Genomic DNA, 19,625 nt, shown 5'->3' with positions numbered 1-19,625 from the left:
GCCGGAGCCGTCCGCGACGTCACTCGTGAAATCGGTGATCTGATCACCGACGGAATCGAAATGCGTGAGGCGGCGAAGAAGGCGGAGCGTGACGCGCCGCTGGGCACCGTGATCAACGGCGAGTTCGAGACCCGCGAACGGTAGAGAAGAACCGGATCCACCAGCGCCGCCCGAGCATTGCTCGGGCGGCTCTGTCGTGTGTCCACTGTCAGCGTGCGCGGAGCCGCCACAGTGACGTGGTTTCGCGTGAGCGTGCCGCGTGCAACACATCGGAGCTGTCGGTGACGCGCGAATGCGTCGGGGTGGTGTCGGTTCGGCCGACGACGGCCAGGCCTGCCGCGTCGATGGCGGTGAGAAGTTCTGCGCGCGTGACCAATCCGAGCAGCTCGGCGAGGTCGGACACGATCAGCCAGGCCTCACCGTTCGGCGTCAGGTGCCCGCGGAGTCGGCTGAGGAAGGACTTGAGCATTCGCGACCCGGGGTCGTACACCGCATGTTCGATGCCCGACGTGGGTTTCGTGGGAATCCACGGCGGATTGCACACGATCAGTCCCGCACGCCCGGACGGGAAGATGTCGGCCTGCACCACCTCGACCCGATCGGCAAATCCGAGAGCATCGATGTTGGCTCGTGCGCACGCGATCGACCGCGGATCCTTGTCGGTCGCGACCACCGAGGTCACGCCGCGGCGGGCGAGCACTGCAGCCAGAACGCCCGAACCGGTGCCGATGTCGAACGCTCGATCGGTGTCCGGCAGCGGTGCGTCGGCGACGAGTTGGATGTACTCGCCGCGGACGGGGGAGAAGACGCCGTAGTGCGGGTGGATCGAGGCATCCAGCGCCGGCACGAAAACACCCTTGCGACGCCATTCGTGTGCGCCGACCATGCCGAGCAGCTCGCGCAACGACAGCACACACGGTGCCGCGTCGGGGCCGAGTGCCTCCGATACCGCTGCACGGACGTCCGGAGCCCGGCCCAGGTCGAGTCGACAGCTCGAATCGAGTTCCACCAGAAGCATTCCCAGCACGCGGGTACGTCTGGCTCGATGTTGACGATGCAGATGAAACTGCTCGGCCGGTGACGCGTCGGAGGACTGTTTGGCCGGTGGTACCCGCCGGGTCATCGCCGACAGCAGCTGCCGAGCATTGTTGTAATCGCCGCGCCACAACAGAGCTTCGCCGATCGTGGCCAGCTTGTACGCAACGTCTGCCGTCGTCGAATCGTCGACGATTCGTACCGTGCGGGGTGCGGGAGCGCCGTTCTCCGACTGCCAGCGGCACGTCCGCTCGCTACCGTCCTCGATCCACGTGATGCTCATGCCGTTCGCTTCGTTCACGCTGCGGTGTGCGGGTACTCCGCACTGCGATGTTGGAAGGCAAGGATATTCGGGTTCACGATGATGCCGCCCCTGATCTCGATCGAACGCTCGATGGTGGAATCGGCACTCCACGCCGAGGGTCCGTCGAGCACGATCCGAAGGTACGGCAGCAGCGATTCACTGATTTCCCAGGTGGCAGAGTTCCACAGGTAGGAGGGGCTGTGGTCGACGGCGTAGTACCGCACGTTGTCGCCCACGGTGAACATGGGATCGGCGAACGACGTGGGCTTGGCCCACTCGAATCCCATGCCCTCGTCGCACGAGACGTCCACCACGAGGGTGCCAGGCGCGAGAGTCGGCAGGTCCTGGTTCGTCAGGAACGTCAGTGGTGAATTGGTATCCTGCAGAACGCAATTGACGATGACGTCGTGGTCGGCGAGGAAGCTCGACAGTGGTACGCGGCCGTCGGGGGTGAGCGCCCGACTCTGGCGTGGATCGGCGTCGTCGAGATCGAAGTTGACGATGTTGGCCGAGTGGATCGGCGAACTCACCGCAGTGACGCCGCGTTGGGTGAGAACGTCCACATCGTGAATGCCATGGGCATTGAGTGCAGTGACCGCACCGCGAGCGGTGGCACCGAAACCGATGACCGCAGCCCGCAACCGGCGACCGTAATCACCGGTGGACCCGATCAACTGCAGTGCGTGCAGCACCGAGCAGTAGCCGGCCAACTCGTTGTTCTTGTGGAACACATGCAGATTGAACGAGCCCTCGTGGGTCCAGTGATTCATCGCCTCGAAGGCGATCAGCGTCAGCTTGCGGTCGACGGCGATCTGGGTGAGTTCTTCGTCCTGTACGCAGTGCGGCCAGCCCCACAGTGTCTGCCCTGGGCGCAAGGATGCGAGATCCTCGGCCTGGGGCTTGGGCAACAGGATCACATCGCACTCGGCGACGAGTTGCTCGCGTGTGCGAATGCCCGCCACCTGGGTGGCCAGGTGCTCGTCCGAAATTCCGAACGGTTCGCCGTAGCCGGATTCCAGGAATATGCGGGCGCGAATATCGGCATCTATTCGATCGAAATGCAGTGGGTGAATCGGTAGTCGCCGCTCATCGGGCTTGCGCGAACGTGAGAGGACTCCGAGAGTGAGCTGATGCACGTGTGACCCTTCGTTATGCGAAGTCAACCACAGTGAGCCGAACGGACTTGCGTTTCTGCTGGTCAGAGGGTGCCCCCGGCAGGATTCGAACCTGCGACCAAGGGATTAGAAGGCCCTTGCTCTATCCCCTGAGCTACGGAGGCTGGCACGTGCGGGCGGACCCGCTCGAGCACGGTTGACGAGTGTACCTTTCCGTATACGCCGATCGCGCCGGCATGGGTTGGGCGATGGTCGCAGCGGGAAAGCGGTGGTTTCGGAAGCGTTCCGACCCCAGGTCGAAGGAGGTGCTGTGCACGACATCCTCGACGACGCGCTGCGCACCTGGCAGTCCGGCGAGGTGGCAGCGGTCGCGACGGTGGTTCGCACCTTCGATTCCGCGCCGCGTCCGGTCGGAGCGGCCATGGTCGTCGGTTCCGACGGTGCGGTGGCCGGTTCGGTCTCGGGCGGCTGCGTCGAAGGCGCGGTCTACGAACTCGCGCAGGACGTCATGCGCACCGGGACTCCGGTGCTCACCCGATACGGAGTATCGGACGACGATGCGTTCGCCGTCGGGCTCACCTGCGGCGGAACGCTCGACGTGTTCGTCGAAGTACTCACCCGACAGACGTTTCCCGAATTCGAGGCCCTCGTCGCGGACGTTCGCGCCAATGTGCCCGTGGCGATGGCGACAGTCGTCGCGCACGGCGATCCGGAACGGCTCGGCCGCAGGATCGTCGTCGGAGAATCGGGCACCCGAGGCTCGCTCGGCAGCGCGCGTGCCGACGACGCCGTCGCCGACGACGCGAAAGGGCTTCTTGCATCAGGTCGTTCGGCCGTCCTGACCTACGGACCGGACGGGCAGCGTCGGGGCGAGGGGATGGACGTGTTCGTCTCGAGCCACGCTCCGCCGCCGCGGATGCTCGTGTTCGGAGCCATCGATTTCGCTGCCGCGGTCGCGCAGCAGGGTGCCTTTCTCGGTTACCGCGTCACCGTCTGCGACGCACGGGCGGTGTTCGCCACCCCGCAGCGGTTTCCCGCCGCCGAAGAGGTCGTGGTCGCGTGGCCGCACGACTATCTGTCAGAGCAGTTCGCGGCGGGTGAGGTGGACGAACGCACCGTCGTGTGTGTACTGACGCACGACCCGAAATTCGACGTGCCACTGCTCGAGGTGGCGTTACGCATTCCATCGCTGGCGTTCGTCGGCGCGATGGGATCGCGCCGAACCCATGACGACCGCATGGCTCGGTTGCGGGCTTCGGGTTTGACGGAGACGGAACTCACTCGTCTGGCCAGCCCGATCGGTCTCGATCTCGGTGCGCGCACCCCGCAGGAGACGGCCGTGTCGATCGCAGCGGAGATCATCGCCCACCGCTGGGGCGGTACCGGTGAACCCCTGCGCGCCCGAGACGGTCGCATCCATCACGACGCGAGCGAGGCCGTGAGTACGGACAAGTACGACGCTGTGTAGGACTCGCGTTTCGAGTACTTCCGATCACCTCTTACTCTGGTGGTATGGCAACACCGGATCTCGAGAAGCCCGAACCCTCGACCGCTGAACTCCCGGCGGACGATGTCCGGGCGAACGACGGTTCGACGAACGACGATCCACGGTCGACCACCACGACGGTGTTCGCCACCGCAGGCGTCATCGCCGGTGTGGTCGCCGCACTCATCGTGATGCTCTCCGCCTCCGATGCGCTGGTATTGCTCGGAATCCCGGATCCGGGCCCGGCCACCACGTACGGTCTGCCTGCGCTGAGGGCCATCGGCGAGATCGCCGCCGTCATCGCCATCGGATCCTTTCTGCTGGCCGCGTTCCTCGTACCGCCGCAGAAGAACGGGATTCTCGACGTCGACGGGTACCGCGCGGTCCGGACCGGTTCGGTGGCGTCGATCATCTGGGCCGTCTGCGCCCTGCTTCTGGTGCCTTTGACGTTGTCCGACACCTCGGGGCAGCCGTTCGCCGAGGCCATCAAACCGGCCAACCTGTGGATTGCGCTCGACCAGGTGGAGATCGCCAGTGCCTGGCGCTGGACCGCCATCATGGCCGTTGTGCTCGCCATCGCGTCGCGCACGGTGTTGCGGTGGGCCTGGACGCCCGCACTGCTCGGGTTCTCCCTCGCGACGCTGCTGCCGATCGCGCTGAGCGGACACTCCTCGGCAGGCGGCTCGCACGACATCGCCACCAACAGTTTGATCCTGCATCTCGGGGCCGCGTCACTGTGGGCGGGCGGACTGTTCGCGCTGCTGGCGCACGTTCGCAGGCGTGGTGCACACGCCGATGTCGCGGCTCGCCGATTCTCCACGATCGCCGGAGTCTGTTTCGTGGTCATGGGCATCAGCGGCGTCATCAACGCCCTGGTCCGGGTTTCGCTCGCCGACCTGTTCACCACCACCTACGGCCTGCTGATCGTGGGCAAGATCGTCGCCCTGATCGTGCTGGGCGGCTTCGGCTGGATGCAGCGCCGCCGTGCCCTACCGGCACTGATCGCCGATCCCACGGCCCGCGGGCCGCTGCTCCGGTTCGCCGGTGCCGAGGTGCTGGTCCTCGCTGCGACCATCGGGCTGGCCGTCGGGCTCGGCCGCACACCTCCGCCGGCCGAGATCGACCCCAATCTCACGACCACAGAAGCGGCACTCGGGTACAACCTCAGTGGCCCGCCGACGTTCGCGCGCATGGCGCTGGACTGGCGCTTCGATCTGATCTTCGGCACCGCGGCAATCGTCATGGCCGTGGTGTACCTGATCGGCGTCCGGCGGCTGCGGCTGCGCGGAGACGCGTGGCCCGTCGGCCGTACGGTCGCGTGGGTGCTGGGCTGCCTCACGCTGCTGATCAGCACGTCCTCGGGAATCGGTCGATATTCCACGGCCGTGTTCAGCGTGCACATGACCGGACACATGATGCTCTCGATGCTGGCCCCCGTCCTCCTCGCGCTCGGTGGCGCGCTGACGCTGGCGTTGCGGGTACTGCCTGCGGCCGGCAAGGACGGCGTCCCCGGGATGCGCGAGTGGTTGCTGATGGGCCTGCACAGTCGACTTTCGCAGTTCGTCACCCATCCGCTCGTCGCGGCGCTGATCTTCGTGGGCGGCTTCTACGTGCTCTACCTCGGCGGAATCTTCGGGGCGGTACTGGACAGTCACGGCGCGCACCTGCTGATGAACCTGCACTTCGTGCTCAGCGGTTACCTGTTCTACTGGACCGTCATCGGAGTCGATCCGTCTCCGCGCAAGATCGCTCCGGTCACCAAACTCGCCGTCGTGTTCGGATCGCTACCGTTCCATGCCTTCTTCGGAGTGGCTCTGATGAGCATGAACACCGTGATGGGTGGCTGGTTCTACCGGACGCTCGGGCTGGACTGGAACTCCGACCTGCTCGGAGATCAGAAGCTCGGCGGCGGTATCGCCTGGGCCACAGGCGAGGTTCCGCTGGTGCTCGTCATGCTGGCGCTGCTGATCCAATGGACCCGCAGCGACGATCGAGATGCCAGGCGCAGTGACCGCGCCGCCGAGCGCGATCACGATGCCGACCTGGCCGCGCACAACGCGATGTTCGCCGAGCTCGCACGACGCGAACGGACCGGCGAGCAGTAGTACTCGGTCGGTTCAGCCGGTCTCGGCGATCTTGCTCAACAGTCGGTTCAGCTCGTCGCGTTCCGCGGGCTCGAGGCCGTCGAACATTTCCGACGACACCTGACGGCGCGCGTCGTCGATTCTGTCCAACAGCGCGCGGCCGGTGTCGGTCAGCTCGACCAGGACGGCTCGCCGATCGCTCGGATCCTGTTGCCGGATCACCAGGTGCGCCGCCTCGAGGGAGTCGACGATGTCGGTGGCCGATCGCGCGACGATGCGCAGGTGCTCGGCGAGATCGCGTAGTCGCACGGACTCGGGCTCGCGCGCCAACACGTGCAGGGCCCGACTCTGTGAGGGATTGAGGCCGAACGGTTCCAACGCAGTCATGTGGCTGCGCCGGATCTGCCGCGCGACGGCCATGAACTGCTCGCTCAGGTTGGGCGAGTGTCCGGTTTCCATGTACGGGATCATAGCGACGGTTGCTCACTACCTCATAGTGAGGTAGCCTCTGCATATTACTTCAGCTACCACGGAGGTCTACTTGGAAAGCCGACCCGAACGTTCTCTCCTCGCGTCCGATCCAGCACCCGTGCGCCGAGTCCTGGCTCTGTTCACGCCCTACCGCCGCAAGATCGCCGTCGTCAGTGCGATCATCGTCGTCAGCGCGATCATCGCGCTCGCGTCCCCCTTGCTTCTCCGCGAACTCCTCGATCATGCGATACCCGACCGCGATGTCACGCTCGTCAGCCTGATCGCACTCGGCATGATCGCAGTTGCAGTCGCCACCAACACTCTCGGCGTCGTGCAGACCTGGATGTCCAACGGCGTCGGTCAGCGACTCATGCACGATCTACGCGTCCAGGTCTACTCGCACCTGCAACGCCAATCCCTCGGATTCTTCGCACGCACCCGCACCGGCGAGGTGCAATCACGCATCGCCAACGACATCGGCGGCATGCAATCGGTGGTCACCAATACCGCAACGTCCATCGCGCAGAACGCGACGACCGTTGCCGCGACGGTGGTCGCCCTGTTCCTGCTCGACTGGAAGCTCGCCACGTTCTCGTTGATCATCCTGCCGGTCTTCGTCCGTGTCGCTCGCCGCATCGGCGACGAGCGGCGCAAGATCTCCACCAAGCGACAGAAGTTGCTCAGCGACCTATCGGTGCAGATCGAGGAATCACTCTCGGTCAGCGGCATTCTGCTGGGCAAGACCACCGGCTCTGCGCAGGTGTTGACCGAGAAGTTCGCCGACCGATCCCACGAAGTGGCCGGGGTCGAACTTGCAGCGATGATGGCGGGAAAGTGGCGCATGGCCACCATTCAGATCAGCTTCGCCGTCATGCCTGCCCTGGTGTATTGGTTCGCCGGCATCACCATCGGGCAGGGGAGCGCACTGACGATCGGAACTCTGGTCGCGTTCACCGCTCTGCAGACCCAATTGTTCCGGCCCACCATGCAATTGCTCAACACCGGCGTCGAGGTGCAGGCCTCGCTCGCACTGTTCGGGCGAGCGTTCGAGTACCTCGATCTGCCGATCGAGGTGGCCGAGCCCGCCCATCCGGTGGCGCTGCCGCGCGAGTCCGTCCGCGGAGACGTCGCCTTCCGCGCCGTGGACTTCACCTACACCTCGGCAACAGTTCCGACATTGAGCGGCATCGACCTCGAAGTCCCGGCAGGCAGCACACTCGCTCTCGTCGGCGCAACCGGGTCCGGCAAGACGACTCTGGGCTATCTCGTTGCGCGGCTGCATGATCCGACGGCCGGATCGGTGACGATCGACGGCATCGACCTGCGGGAGATGGCTTCGGAGACCATCGCCGACCTGGTCGGCGTCGTCTCTCAGGAGACGTACCTGTTCCACGCCACCATTCGAGAGAACTTGCGATTCGCCAAACCCGACGCCACCGACGAGGAGATTTTCGCGGCGGCCCGAACGGCACAGATCCACGACTTCATCGACGGCCTCGACGACGGGTACGACACCATGGTCGGCGAACGCGGGTACCGCTTCTCGGGCGGTGAGAAGCAACGCATCGCCATTGCCCGAACGGTGTTGCGCAATCCACCGATCCTGGTGCTCGACGAAGCGACCAGCGCCCTCGACAATCACACCGAACGCGCAGTGCAAACCGCGCTCGACGGCCTGATGAACGGGCGAACGACCATCCTCATCGCGCATCGACTGTCCACGGTGCGCTCCGCGGACAGCATCGCAGTACTCGATCACGGCGTCGTTCGCGAGGTCGGAAGCCACGAATCCCTGTTGGAGAACGACGGCATGTACGCCCGATTGGTCCAAGCCGCAGACGATGTGGTTGACAGTGTTGCCGCATGAGTGAGACCGGGTGACCCCACTGCGTACCATCGCCGGTCGCGTCGAGTGCGAGATCGAGATCAAGAAGTCGAGGTTTCTCGCGGTCGTCGATCGCGCGGCCACGGAAGCCGAGGCGCGAGCTGTGATCGACGCGGCCCGCAAGGCCGATCCTGCTGCCGGACATCACTGTTCGGCGTTCATCGTCGATGTGTCGCCGCCGGATCCGCGCATCGAGCGGTCCAACGACGACGGTGAACCGAGCGGTACGGCAGGTACACCGATGCTCGACGTGCTGCGCGGGCATCACCTGACCAACGTCGTCGCGGTCGTCAGCAGATATTTCGGCGGAACCAAGCTGGGCACCGGCGGACTTGCCCGTGCCTACGGCGGAGCGGTGACCGAGGCGTTGTCCGGAGCGATGTTCCTGACCCGGGAACGACGCGAGATCATGACTCTCGAACTCGACCACGCCGAGGTCGGTCGCGTGGAATCGGAACTGCGCGGGCACGGGGTTGTCGTCGTCGGCACCGCCTACGGCGCGTCCGCGGTACTGACCGTCGCGGTTCCGGACGCCGATTCGACTGCGGCGCTGGTTGCTTCGCTCACTGCGGGGCGAGTGATCCCCGAGCTCGACGGCCACATGTACGCCGAAGTTCCCGACTAGCACACGGTCCCGACATTCTCGGGTCGCGCGGGCCCCGATTCGGGTGCTTCATCCACAGGCCGGCCGGTTGTCCACATTTCGTGAACTCGTTCACCACGGACGTCTTCCGCGTAGCAGTGTCGATCTCGATCGCAACCACGCGACATCGATCGAGGGGGAACACACCATGTACGAAGCACAGTGCGCAGTTGTCGGAACGGTCATCACCAATCCCGTCAAGCGCTCCACACCCACCGGCGACGAGGTCCTCAGCTTCCGGATGGCCAGCAACGCCCGACGTCAGGATCGCAACACCGGCGAGTGGACCGACGGCGGAACCCTCTACCTGACGGTCACGTGCTGGCGTCGTCTCGTGCGCGGCGTCGGAGCATCGCTGATGAAGGGCGACCCGATCATCGCCTACGGGCAGCTGAGGACCAACGAGTACACCAACCGCGACGGGGTCGAACGCGCCGATCTGGAGATGCGGGCCAGCGCCGTCGGACCGGATCTCGCGCGCTGCAACGTCTCGATCCATCGGACGAAAGCGGTGGCACCCGAGGCTGCGCCGGACGGCGATCCTGGAGCTACCGAACCTGTGGACGAGGATCGGGACCACGATCGCATCGAGGACGACTTGCGCGAGTCCGTTCCGGCTTGACGGTCTCCCGGCATCCGCCGTCCGCGCTGCATCGGAACCTCGATCGAGTGCGGGCGGCGGCTACGCGCTCGGGCGGTGGTGCCGGAGACCCACTCGCACCGATAAGCTGGGCGTCATGGCTGAATTCATTTACACCATGAAGAAGGTGCGCAAGGCGCACGGCGACAAAGTCATCCTCGACGACGTGACGATGAGCTTCTATCCGGGAGCGAAGATCGGCGTCGTCGGCCCCAACGGCGCCGGTAAGTCCAGCATCCTCAAGATCATGGCGGGAATCGATCAGCCCGGAAACGGTGAGGCGTTCCTCGCTCCCGGTGCCTCGGTCGGCATCCTCATGCAGGAACCGGTCCTCGACGACACCAAGACCGTTCGCGAGAACGTCGAGGACGGTCTCGGCGAGACGATGGTCCAGCTCAAGCGGTACAACGAGATCGCCGAGTTGATGGCAACCGACTACTCCGACGAGCTGATGGAAGAGATGGGCGAGCTGCAGGAAAAGCTCGACCACGCCGATGCCTGGGAGATCGACTCCCAGCTCGAACAGGCCATGGACGCGCTGCGCTGCCCGCCGCCCGAGTCGCCCGTCACCAACCTCTCCGGTGGTGAGAAGCGCCGCGTGGCGCTGTGCAAGCTGCTGCTGAGCAAGCCCGACCTGCTGTTGCTCGACGAGCCCACCAACCACCTCGACGCCGAGAGTGTGCTGTGGCTCGAGCAGCACCTGGCCGCATACGCAGGCGCGATTCTCGCCGTCACTCACGACCGGTACTTCCTCGACCACGTCGCGCAGTGGATCGCCGAGGTCGACCGCGGACACCTGTACCCGTACGAGGGCAACTACTCCACGTACCTGGAGAAGAAGGCCGAACGTCTCGAGGTCTCGGGCAAGAAGGACCAGAAGCTGCAGAAGCGCCTCAAGGACGAGCTCGCCTGGGTTCGTTCCGGTGCCAAGGCACGTCAGGCCAAGAGCAAGTCTCGTCTGGCTCGCTACGACGAGATGGTGGCCGAGGCCGAGAAGACCAGGAAGCTCGACTTCGACGAGATCCAGATCCCCAACCCGCCGCGCCTCGGCGACGTCGTGGTGGAGGTCAAGAGCCTGGACAAGGGCTTCGACGGCCGCGTGCTGATCAAGGATCTCTCGTTCACGTTGCCCCGCAACGGCATCGTCGGCGTCATCGGCCCCAACGGCGTCGGTAAGACGACGCTGTTCAAGACCATCGTCGGGCTCGAGGAGCCGGACGGCGGCGAGGTCAAGATCGGTCAGACCGTCAAGCTGAGCTACGTCGACCAGAACCGCTCGGGCATCGACTCGAAGAAGACGGTGTGGGAGACGGTCTCCGACGGTCTGGACTTCATCACCGTCGGCAGCTCCGAGTTCCCGTCGCGTGCGTACATCAGCTCGTTCGGGTTCAAGGGCCACGATCAGCAGAAGCCTGCCGGAGTGCTCTCCGGTGGTGAGCGGAACCGTCTGAACCTGGCGATGACGCTCAAGCAGGGCGGCAACCTGATCCTGCTCGACGAACCGACCAACGACCTCGACGTCGAAACGCTCGGATCTCTCGAGAACGCTCTCGAGGAATTCCCGGGCTGCGCCGTGGTCATCTCCCACGACCGGTGGTTCCTGGACCGCACCTGCACGCACATCCTGGCGTGGGAAGGTGGCTTCGGCGACAACGAAGCTGCCTGGTACTGGTACGAGGGCAACTTCGAGGGCTACGAGGCCAACAAGGTCGAACGCCTCGGACCCGACGCGGCTCGCCCGCATCGCGTCACGCACCGAAAGCTGACCAGAGACTGACATGCCGGCGAAAACCTTCACCTGCACACTTCAGGTGCGGTGGGGTGATTCCGACCGTCTCGGCCACGTCAACAACACCCGGTTCGTCGAATACCTCCAGGAGGGCCGCGTTCAGTTCCTGAACGCGGTCTTCGGGGGTCCGGGTGTGCGCGGCGCAGCGGTGGTGCGGAAACTCACCACCGATTTTCTGCATCCGATTATCGACGACTCGGGTCCGCTGACGATCGAGCTGTGGATCAGCCGCATCGGGACCACCTCGTACGGCGTCCGGCACGTGGTGACCGACCGGGACGGAAAAGTCTGCGCGGATGCCGAAGCGTTGATGGTTGCCTTCGATCTCGCGACGTCTTCCTCTCGTCCTTTGTCGGAGGACGAGAGGAACCTTCTCGCGGAGTATCTCGGCTCGGAGTAGTTCGCCACGCGCCGGCTCAGCGAGGTCACTGCGGTAACAGGGTGTTCGACACTAAGGTCGAGGAGTCATCGACGACCGGCGATCGGCGGGCGTCGGGAAAATCCTCACGAGGGAGTACTCGAACACCATGCCACGCTCGCTGGACCTGCCCGACAACGACTGGGCCGACGGCCTCGACGACCGACTCCTGGCCGGGCTGGCGACATTGCAAGCCGAGTATTTCGAGCACGTGGATACGACGGCCGTCGGAGCGTCCGCGCACACTCCCGACACCACGTCCTTTCACCGGCACGTCCGGTTGGCCGCTCAGCGGCTGCCCGAGACCGCGAACGTAGCGGTGTACCGACCCAGCGAGTCGAGTTCGGCCGCCCATCAGGCCGCGGGCAGCTATCTGCAGATCGTCACCGACGACATGCCGCTTCTCGTCGAGTCGGTCATCTCGCTGCTGTCCCGACTCGGCATCGAGTACACCGACGTGGTCCATCCCATTCTGTCGGTCGCCCGCGACGCGGACGGCGAGCTGACGGGTCCGAGCGCCGACGGTCGACACGAATCCTGGATTCACGTCCAGCTGCATCCGTCCACGCCCGCGGAGGCCCTCGACCGCGTGGAGTCGGAGGCGAGCCGGGTGTTGGCCGACGTGCGTCAGGTCGTCGGCGACACCGATCGCATGCGTCGGGTGCAGGCCGAGGTCGCCGATCTCCTCGACGGTGCGGCCGAGCGGGCCGGTGATGCGGAGTCCGCCATCGCCGTCGAACATCGCGACGCAGCCGCGTTGCTGCGCTGGCTCGGCGACGGTCACTACACGCTCCTCGGCTACCGCCGGTACCGGCTCGGCGGCGTCGACGGTGCACGGACGGCCACCGGGGAGGAGTCGAGCAGCCTCGGGGTGTTGCGCGACGCGGCCCACGACGTGCACGGTTCGGAGCCGCTCGGTCAGCGCGACCTGGTCGCCCTGACGCAGGGAGCGAGTCCGGCGACGGTGCACCGCGCCGTCTACCCCTACTTCGTGAGTGTTCTCGACGCCGAGAACTCCGCCGAACACCGTTTCGTCGGCGTCTTCACAGTGACCGCGCTCCACGAGAACGTGCTCGACATTCCGGTGATCGAGCGCCGGGTGCGCTCGGTGATCGCCAGGGCCGGTCATGATCTCGGGTCGTTCTCGGGTCAGGCGATGCTCGAAGTGCTGCAGTCGATGCCGCGCTCGGAACTGTTCGCCACCTCGGCGGCCTGGCTGTTCGAGACCGCGAGTGCTGTTCTCGCACTGGGCCGTCGGCGCAAGGTCAAGCTGTTCGTGCGGCCCGATGCCGGCGGGTCCTTCGTCTCCGCCCTGGTGTACCTGCCGCGAGATCGCTACACCACCCGTGTTCGGCTGGCCATTCAGGATCGGCTGCTCCGTGAGCTCGGCGGCACTTCTCTCGACTACACGGCGCGCGTGACGGAATCGGACCTGGCGCTGCTGCACGTGACCGTCCGCCGCACGCCGGGAACGGCATCGACGGAGCTGGCCGCCGAGGACATCACCCGGATCGAGGCGGCTCTCACCGAGACCACCAGAACCTGGGAGGACTCCCTCGGCGACGCGGTCTCGCTGGACCGCACCGTGGACCCGCTGCGGATCCAGCGCTACACAGAGGCGTTCCCCGAGGCCTACAAGCAGGACTTCAGTCCGGCTCGGGCCGTGACCGACATCGCTCGCCTCGAAGGGCTCGGCGACGAGTCGATCGACATGCAGCTCTACCGCAACGAGCAGTCGGCCGTGGGTAGCTGGCGCTTCTCGCTGTACATCGGCGGCGCGGGTGTCTCGCTGTCGCAGGTGCTGCCCATCCTGCTGAGTCTCGGCGTCGAGGTCGACGACGAACGGCCGTACCCGGTGGTGCGGCCGGACGGAATGTCCTGCTGGATCTACGATTTCGGGCTCTCGGCCTCACGCGAGATGCTGCGTTCGGCAATCGACGGTGACATCGACGCGGAGTTGTCCGAGGCGGGCACCGCCGATCGCGAGAGTCGAGTGCAGCACCGATTCACCGATGCGTTCGCGGCAGTGTGGAGCGGCGAGGCGGAGGCCGACCGGTTCAACGAGCTGGTCATGCGCGCCGGCCTGCACTGGCGGCAGGCAGTGGTGTTGCGCGCGTACGCGAAGTACTTGCGCCAGGCCGGTTTTCCCTACAGCCAGTTCAACATCGAGGGTGTGCTGCTGACACACCCGCGCACCGCGCGGCTGCTCGTCGGGTTGTTCGAGGCGCAGTTCGATCCCGAGGCGAGTTCGGAGGAGAACGCGCAGTCGATCGGCACTCAGCTGGGTGAACTGATCGACGAGGTCGTCAGTCTCGACGCCGACCGAATTCTGCGCAGCATGTTCGAGCTGATCCGTGCCACCCTGCGCACCAACTACTTCGTGGTGGGGGTCGACGGCGACCATCGCGAGTACCTCTCGCTCAAGTTCGATCCGCAATCGATCGCCGAATTGCCCAAGCCGAAGCCCAAGTTCGAGATCTTCGTGTACTCGCCCCGCGTCGAAGGTGTGCACCTGCGATTCGGAGCCGTTGCCCGCGGCGGACTGCGCTGGTCGGATCGACGTGAGGACTTCCGGACCGAAATTCTCGGACTCGCCAAAGCCCAGATGGTCAAGAACGCCGTCATCGTGCCGGTCGGAGCGAAAGGCGGATTCGTCGTCAAGCGGCCCCCTGTCGTGACCGGTGACGCCGATCGAGATCGCCAGGCCCACGCCGAGGAAGGCAAGGCCTGTTACCGCCTGTTCATCGCCGGGCTGCTCGACATCACCGACAATCTCGACCGCGCTACCGGAACGGTGACGGTTCCCACCGGAGTCGTGCGCCGCGACGGAGACGACACCTATCTCGTCGTTGCCGCGGACAAGGGCACCGCGACCTTCTCGGACATGGCCAACGACGTTGCCGCGAAGTACGGTTTCTGGCTCGGCGACGCCTTCGCGTCCGGTGGTTCGGCGGGCTACGACCACAAAGCCATGGGCATCACCGCCAAGGGTGCGTGGGAGAGCGTCAAACGCCACTTCCGTGAGCTCGGAATCGACACGCAGAGCCAGGACTTCACAGTCGTCGGCGTCGGAGACATGAGCGGGGACGTGTTCGGCAACGGCATGTTGCTCAGCCGGCACATTCGCCTGCTCGCCGCGTTCGATCACCGGCACATCTTTCTCGATCCCGACCCCGAGCGTGAGTCCTCGTTCGCCGAACGGGAGCGGTTGTTCGCACTGCCGCGGTCGTCGTGGGCGGACTACGACACCTCGCTCATCAGTGCGGGCGGCGGCGTGTGGGAGCGGACGCGCAAGTCGGTCCCGATCAGTGCGGCGGCGCGCGCTGCCCTCGGGTTGGGGGATTCCGTGGTCGCGCTGTCACCCCCGGAGCTGGTGAACGCGATCCTTCGGGCCCCGGCCGATCTGCTGTGGAACGGCGGAATCGGTACGTACATCAAGGCGTCCACCGAAACCAATGCCGAGGTCGGTGACAAGGCCAACGACACGGTGAGGGTCGACGGAATCGACGTGCGCGCCGCCGTGGTGGGGGAGGGCGGCAACCTCGGAGCCACCGCACTGGGCCGCATCGAATACGCCGCTGCCGGAGGCAAGATCAACACCGACGCCGTCGACAACTCCGCGGGTGTCGACTGCTCCGATCACGAGGTCAACATCAAGATCCTGTTGGAGACGGCCATCACCAACGGCAACCTCGCGCGCGAGGATCGGGACGAGCTGCTCGCGTCCATGACCGACGAGGTGGGCCGGCTGGTGTTGTGGGACAACATCATGCAGAACGAACTGCTCGGCACCTCCAGGTTCGACGCACCGAGCCTGGTCACCGTGCACAGTCGAGTGATCGAGGATCTGGAAGTGCGCCGAGGTCTCGATCGCGAACTGGAGGCGCTACCGACCGAGGCGGATCTACGGCGTCGCAAACAGGACGGCCGCGGGCTGACCTCGCCGGAACTCGCGACTCTGATGGCTCACGTGAAGCTGGCGTTGGAAGCCGAACTGCTCGACAGCGAACTGCCCGACAGTGACGTCTTCGCTCCGCGGCTGCCCAAGTATTTCCCCGCGCCGCTGCGAGAGCCGTACGCCGCCGCGATCACCACGCATCCTCTCCGGCGGCAGCTGGTGGCCACGACGCTGGCCAACGAGGCCATCGACTGCGGTGGCATCACGTTCCCCTACCGATTGACCGAGGATTCGGGTGCGGCAGGCACCGACGCCATCCGTGCCTTCGCCGCCGCCACCGAGATATTCGGACTCGACGAGGTGTGGAACTCGATCAGGGCCGCGGACGTGCCGACTGCGGTCTCGGCCGAACTGTTGCTCGAGTCGCGTCGCATGCTCGACCGTGTCTCGCGCTGGCTGCTGGCCAACCGTCCGCAGCCGCTGGCCGTCGGCGCCGAGATCAGTCGGTACGCCGGTCAGGTGCGGGCACTGCAACCGTCGGTGTCCAGGTGGATCTCCGGGCATCAAGCCAGCGACCTGGACTCCCGATCGGCTGCGGCGATCGAACGCGGCGCGCCGGCCGAGCTGGCGCGCCGGATCTACGGCTTGCTCGATGTGTACTGCCTACTCGACATCATCGATATCGCCGACATCGTCGACCGGGACGGAGCCGAGGTCGCCGAGCTCTACTTCGCCCTCGATGCGCACATCGGTATCGACTGGTTGCTCACCGCGGTGTCCAAGCTGGCCCGCGGAGACCGCTGGCATTCGTTGGCGCGCTTGGCTCTTCGCGACGATCTGTATTCCTCGTTGCGGGGAATCACGCAGGCCGTATTGGCGGGCGGCGAGCCGGACGAGTCGGTTGCGGAGAAGATCGCCGAATGGGAGTCGACCAACTCGTCTCGTCTGGCGAGGTCTCGTGCGGCGTTGACCGAAATCGCCGAGTCGGGAACCCTCGACCTGGCCACCCTGTCGGTCGCTGCCCGACAGGTCCGCAACATGGTGCCCTGACCTTCAGCACCACATCGCCACGGGCGAGACCGCCGATACTCGACCGAGAAGAGGAAACGACCACGTGAGTGTGCCCGACGCCCATCTGTCCGACAAGCGACCTGAAACCGAGCGAGTGGGCTTTCATGCCACCGTGGACGTGCGGTGGTCGGATATGGATGTGTATCAACACATCAACCATGCCCGGATGGTCACTCTCCTCGAAGAGGCACGCATTCCCTGGCTGTTGGTGGACGGGAGGCCGACGGCGAACCTGCGCCACGGCGCGGTGATCGCGGATCTGCACGTGAAGTATCGAGGCCAGCTCCGGCACGAGGACGGGCCCCTCGATGTGTTCATGTGGATCGACGCGGTGCGGGCGGTGGACTTCGTCGTCGGATACGAGGTACGAGCCCGGGGAGCGTCGTTGGACACTCCCGCGGCCGTGGTGGCCTCGACACAGATTGCGGCGTTCGACATCGATGCGCAGCGGCTGCGCCGGCTCACTCCCGAAGAGCGTGAGTTTCTCGTGAGCTGGCAGCGTGTATGAGCGCGTACTGACCGTTCCCGATGCGGTCGAGCGGGAGAACCTGGCGACGTTCTGCACCAGGGCGCTGCGTCTGGACGAAGCTGCGGTGATCCGTATGCGGACCCGAGCGGGCGGCGGTGTGTCCTGCTGGGCGGCAACGGGTTTCGATGCTCTCGCGGCTCGGGTCATCACCGGGACCGTGGTGCCCGACGACACGAGTGCCGGTGCCGACGTGTTGGTCGCGGCGGTGCAGCAGGCGACCGACGGTGTGATCGACCCGGGATTTTCGATGGATTCCGCCTGGCGCGGAGCCCTGCCACCGGACGGCGGCTTCGGCCATCTCGACGATGTGCCGGCCCGGGTGCTCGTGGGGCTCGCGCAACGCGGCGTCGCACTGGCCAAGGAGCACGGCAGCAGTCACGGTGCGCCGAGTTCGTTGCTCGAACAGGAGGTTCTGCACGTCGCGGGCGAGAACGACGACGTCTCGATCTCGATGCGAACGGTATTCGCCTTGACCGCAATGGGTTTCGTGCCACACAGTGGCAGCGACCCGTTGACCGTCGACGTCGACCCGGATCGGATCGCGCCCGACGAGGTGGTTCGGGTGCGGGTGTCGAAGGTCTGGCTACGTCTCGATGCCCGCTACGGCTCCGTCTTCGCTCGTCGCGCGGGACAACAGTTGTCGCTCACCGTCGAGCGTTAGACGAGCCACGCAGCGGCGTTCGCCGGAAGCCTGCCGTCCACCAACGGCGCACTGGCCAGCAGCAACTCGCCGGGAGGCAGCGGGATCGACTCCTCCGACGCGTTCAAGGCGCAGATCAGGCCACCGCGTCGACGAAATGCCAGGCAGCCGGAAGGAGATCCGTACCAATCGACTCCGCTACCGGTGAATTCCGGACGTAGAGCCCGCAGCTCGAACGCCGTCCGATAGAGGCTCAGCATCGAATCGACGTCTTCGAGTTGCGCCTCGGCGGTGTACCCGTCCCATTCGGCCGGCATCGGCAACCATGTTCGATCGGTGGAGGAGAACCCGAACGGTGGTGTGTGCCCCTCCCACGGCATCGGCACTCGGCAGCCGTCGCGGCCGCGCTCTGCGTGCCCGGATCGCTCCCACACCGGATCCTGCAACGCACTGTCGGGCAGTTGTACGTTCGGCAGCCCCAGTTCGGCACCGTTGTACACGAAAATCGTTCCGGGAAGCGCCAATTCGACGAGGATCATGGCGCGCGAGCGCGCCCGACCGAGGTCCCCACCGCCGTATCGGGTGACCTCACGCTCGACGTCGTGATTCGACAGCGTCCACGTCGGAGTTCCGTCGACCAGTTCTACTGCGGCAAGGGAATTGGAGATGGCGTCGCGGATGGTTGCGGCGTCGAAATCGACACTGGCCAGCCGGAAGTTGAAACCCAGGTGCAACTCGTCGGGCCTGATGTACTCGGAGAAGCGCACGTTGTCCTGCACCCAGATCTCACCGACGGTCACCGCTTCGGGGAATTCGTCCATGACGGCTCTGATGCGTCGATGCAGGTCGTGGACCCGAGGATTGTTGAACCGGGGATCGTCGTCGTCGTTCTTCATCAACGCGTTGAGTTCGAGACTCATGTCGGCCAGGTCGACGGGTTTGGCCATACCGTGCGCCACATCGAGCCGGAAGCCGTCGACGCCGCGGGAAAGCCAGAATCTCAAGGTGCGCGCGAAGTCGTCGAACACCTCCGGGTTGTTCCAGTTCAGATCCGGTTGCTCGGGCGCGAAGATGTGTAGGTACCACTGACCGGGGGATCCGTCGGGCTCGGTGATCCGAGTCCAGGCCGGGCCACCGAAGATGCTCGGCCAGTTGTTCGGCGGCTGCGCACCGTCGTCACCACGTCCGTCTCGAAAGATGTAGCGAGCACGCTCGGCACTACCGCGCGCCGCCGTCAGGGCCGATCGGAACCACGGGTGCTCGCTGCTGGTGTGATTGGGCACCAGGTCCATCGTGACCTTGATGTCGCGCGCATGAGCTTCGTCGACCAACGCGTCGAAAATCTCCAGGTTGCCGAACAGGGGGTCGATGTCACGCGGATCCGACACGTCGTACCCGTGATCGGCCATGGGCGACCGGGTGATGGGTCCGATCCAGACTGCGTCTATTCCCAGCAGCTCCAGGTAGCCGAGCTTGTCGCGAATTCCGTCGAGGTCACCGATGCCGTCACCGTTGGAGTCCGCGAACGAGCGGGGATAGATCTGGTAGAAGACGGCGTCCTGCCACCACAACAGCTCGGAGCTTTCGATCGGATCGGTCACAAGGGGCAATAGTGCC

General features: G+C 65.5%; 14 protein-coding genes and 1 tRNA gene. 10 read left to right on the top strand and 5 right to left on the bottom strand.

Features of this window, described 5'->3' with window-relative positions; all coding sequences use genetic code 11:
* Nucleotides 1–208: 208 nt before the first annotated feature.
* From CH256_RS09330 to CH256_RS09320, 3 genes are all read right to left on the bottom strand, one after another.
* Entirely contained in the window at nt 209–1,318 is a 1,110-nt protein-coding gene (locus tag CH256_RS09330; RefSeq protein ID WP_094669424.1) for a methyltransferase, read from the bottom strand.
* Nucleotides 1,319–1,332: 14 nt separating this feature from the next.
* On the bottom strand, nt 1,333–2,475 hold the full coding sequence (locus CH256_RS09325; RefSeq protein ID WP_094669422.1) for a N(5)-(carboxyethyl)ornithine synthase: 1,143 nt from the start codon (nt 2,473–2,475) through the stop codon (nt 1,333–1,335).
* 70 nt (nt 2,476–2,545) lie between these two features.
* Nucleotides 2,546–2,618 (bottom strand) — tRNA-Arg (locus CH256_RS09320).
* A gap of 146 nt (nt 2,619–2,764) precedes the next feature.
* Here CH256_RS09320 and CH256_RS09315 point away from each other — a divergent pair.
* Nucleotides 2,765–3,922 carry an XdhC family protein gene (locus CH256_RS09315; protein WP_094669421.1) on the top strand — a complete coding sequence of 386 codons (1,158 nt, stop codon included), beginning with the start codon at nt 2,765–2,767 and terminating at the stop codon, nt 3,920–3,922.
* Between the two features lie 209 nt (nt 3,923–4,131).
* The gene (locus CH256_RS09310) at nt 4,132–6,045 is read left to right on the top strand and encodes a cytochrome c oxidase assembly protein (protein WP_255183252.1); all 1,914 of its coding nucleotides are present in this window, start codon (nt 4,132–4,134) and stop codon (nt 6,043–6,045) included.
* A gap of 12 nt (nt 6,046–6,057) precedes the next feature.
* Here the strand turns inward: CH256_RS09310 and CH256_RS09305 are convergent, their stop codons facing one another.
* Entirely contained in the window at nt 6,058–6,483 is a 426-nt protein-coding gene (locus tag CH256_RS09305) for a MarR family winged helix-turn-helix transcriptional regulator (protein ID WP_231893809.1), read from the bottom strand.
* Nucleotides 6,484–6,565: 82 nt separating this feature from the next.
* Between CH256_RS09305 and CH256_RS09300 the strand changes: the two genes are divergently transcribed.
* The 8 genes from CH256_RS09300 (at nt 6,566) to CH256_RS09265 (ending at nt 18,029) form a co-directional block, all read left to right on the top strand.
* On the top strand, nt 6,566–8,362 hold the full coding sequence (locus CH256_RS09300) for an ABC transporter ATP-binding protein (RefSeq protein ID WP_179272052.1): 1,797 nt from the start codon (nt 6,566–6,568) through the stop codon (nt 8,360–8,362).
* Nucleotides 8,363–8,372: 10 nt separating this feature from the next.
* Nucleotides 8,373–9,005, top strand: a complete 633-nt coding sequence (locus tag CH256_RS09295) for an IMPACT family protein (RefSeq protein ID WP_179272051.1) — start codon at nt 8,373–8,375, stop codon at nt 9,003–9,005.
* A 166-nt stretch (nt 9,006–9,171) separates the two neighbouring features.
* Nucleotides 9,172–9,645 carry a single-stranded DNA-binding protein gene (locus tag CH256_RS09290; protein ID WP_094669423.1) on the top strand — a complete coding sequence of 158 codons (474 nt, stop codon included), beginning with the start codon at nt 9,172–9,174 and terminating at the stop codon, nt 9,643–9,645.
* 115 nt (nt 9,646–9,760) lie between these two features.
* Entirely contained in the window at nt 9,761–11,440 is a 1,680-nt protein-coding gene (ettA, locus tag CH256_RS09285) for an energy-dependent translational throttle protein EttA (protein WP_032402531.1), read from the top strand.
* A gap of 1 nt (nt 11,441) precedes the next feature.
* Complete coding sequence (locus tag CH256_RS09280; protein WP_094669419.1) at nt 11,442–11,852, top strand: acyl-CoA thioesterase; 411 nt, start codon at nt 11,442–11,444, stop codon at nt 11,850–11,852.
* 127 nt (nt 11,853–11,979) lie between these two features.
* Complete coding sequence (locus tag CH256_RS09275) at nt 11,980–16,818, top strand: NAD-glutamate dehydrogenase (protein ID WP_094669418.1); 4,839 nt, start codon at nt 11,980–11,982, stop codon at nt 16,816–16,818.
* Nucleotides 16,819–16,882: 64 nt separating this feature from the next.
* Nucleotides 16,883–17,347 carry an acyl-CoA thioesterase gene (locus CH256_RS09270; protein ID WP_068052572.1) on the top strand — a complete coding sequence of 155 codons (465 nt, stop codon included), beginning with the start codon at nt 16,883–16,885 and terminating at the stop codon, nt 17,345–17,347.
* On the top strand, nt 17,340–18,029 hold the full coding sequence (locus CH256_RS09265; RefSeq protein WP_094669417.1) for a hypothetical protein: 690 nt from the start codon (nt 17,340–17,342) through the stop codon (nt 18,027–18,029). The genes CH256_RS09270 and CH256_RS09265 overlap by 8 nt, the downstream gene beginning before the upstream one ends.
* Here the strand turns inward: CH256_RS09265 and CH256_RS09260 are convergent.
* Nucleotides 18,026–19,609 (bottom strand): glycoside hydrolase family 13 protein, encoded by a 1,584-nt coding sequence (locus CH256_RS09260; RefSeq protein ID WP_094640236.1) that lies wholly within the window; start codon nt 19,607–19,609, stop codon nt 18,026–18,028. The two genes, CH256_RS09265 and CH256_RS09260, sit on opposite strands and share 4 nt — an antisense overlap.
* Nucleotides 19,610–19,625: the final 16 nt, after the last annotated feature.

Source organism: Rhodococcus sp. 05-2254-6, from assembly GCF_002258565.1.
In the GTDB taxonomy this organism is placed as follows: Bacteria; Actinomycetota; Actinomycetes; order Mycobacteriales; family Mycobacteriaceae; genus Rhodococcoides.
The sequence above is the reverse complement of the archived record's forward strand: the minus strand, read 5'-3'. Positions and strand labels throughout refer to the sequence as shown.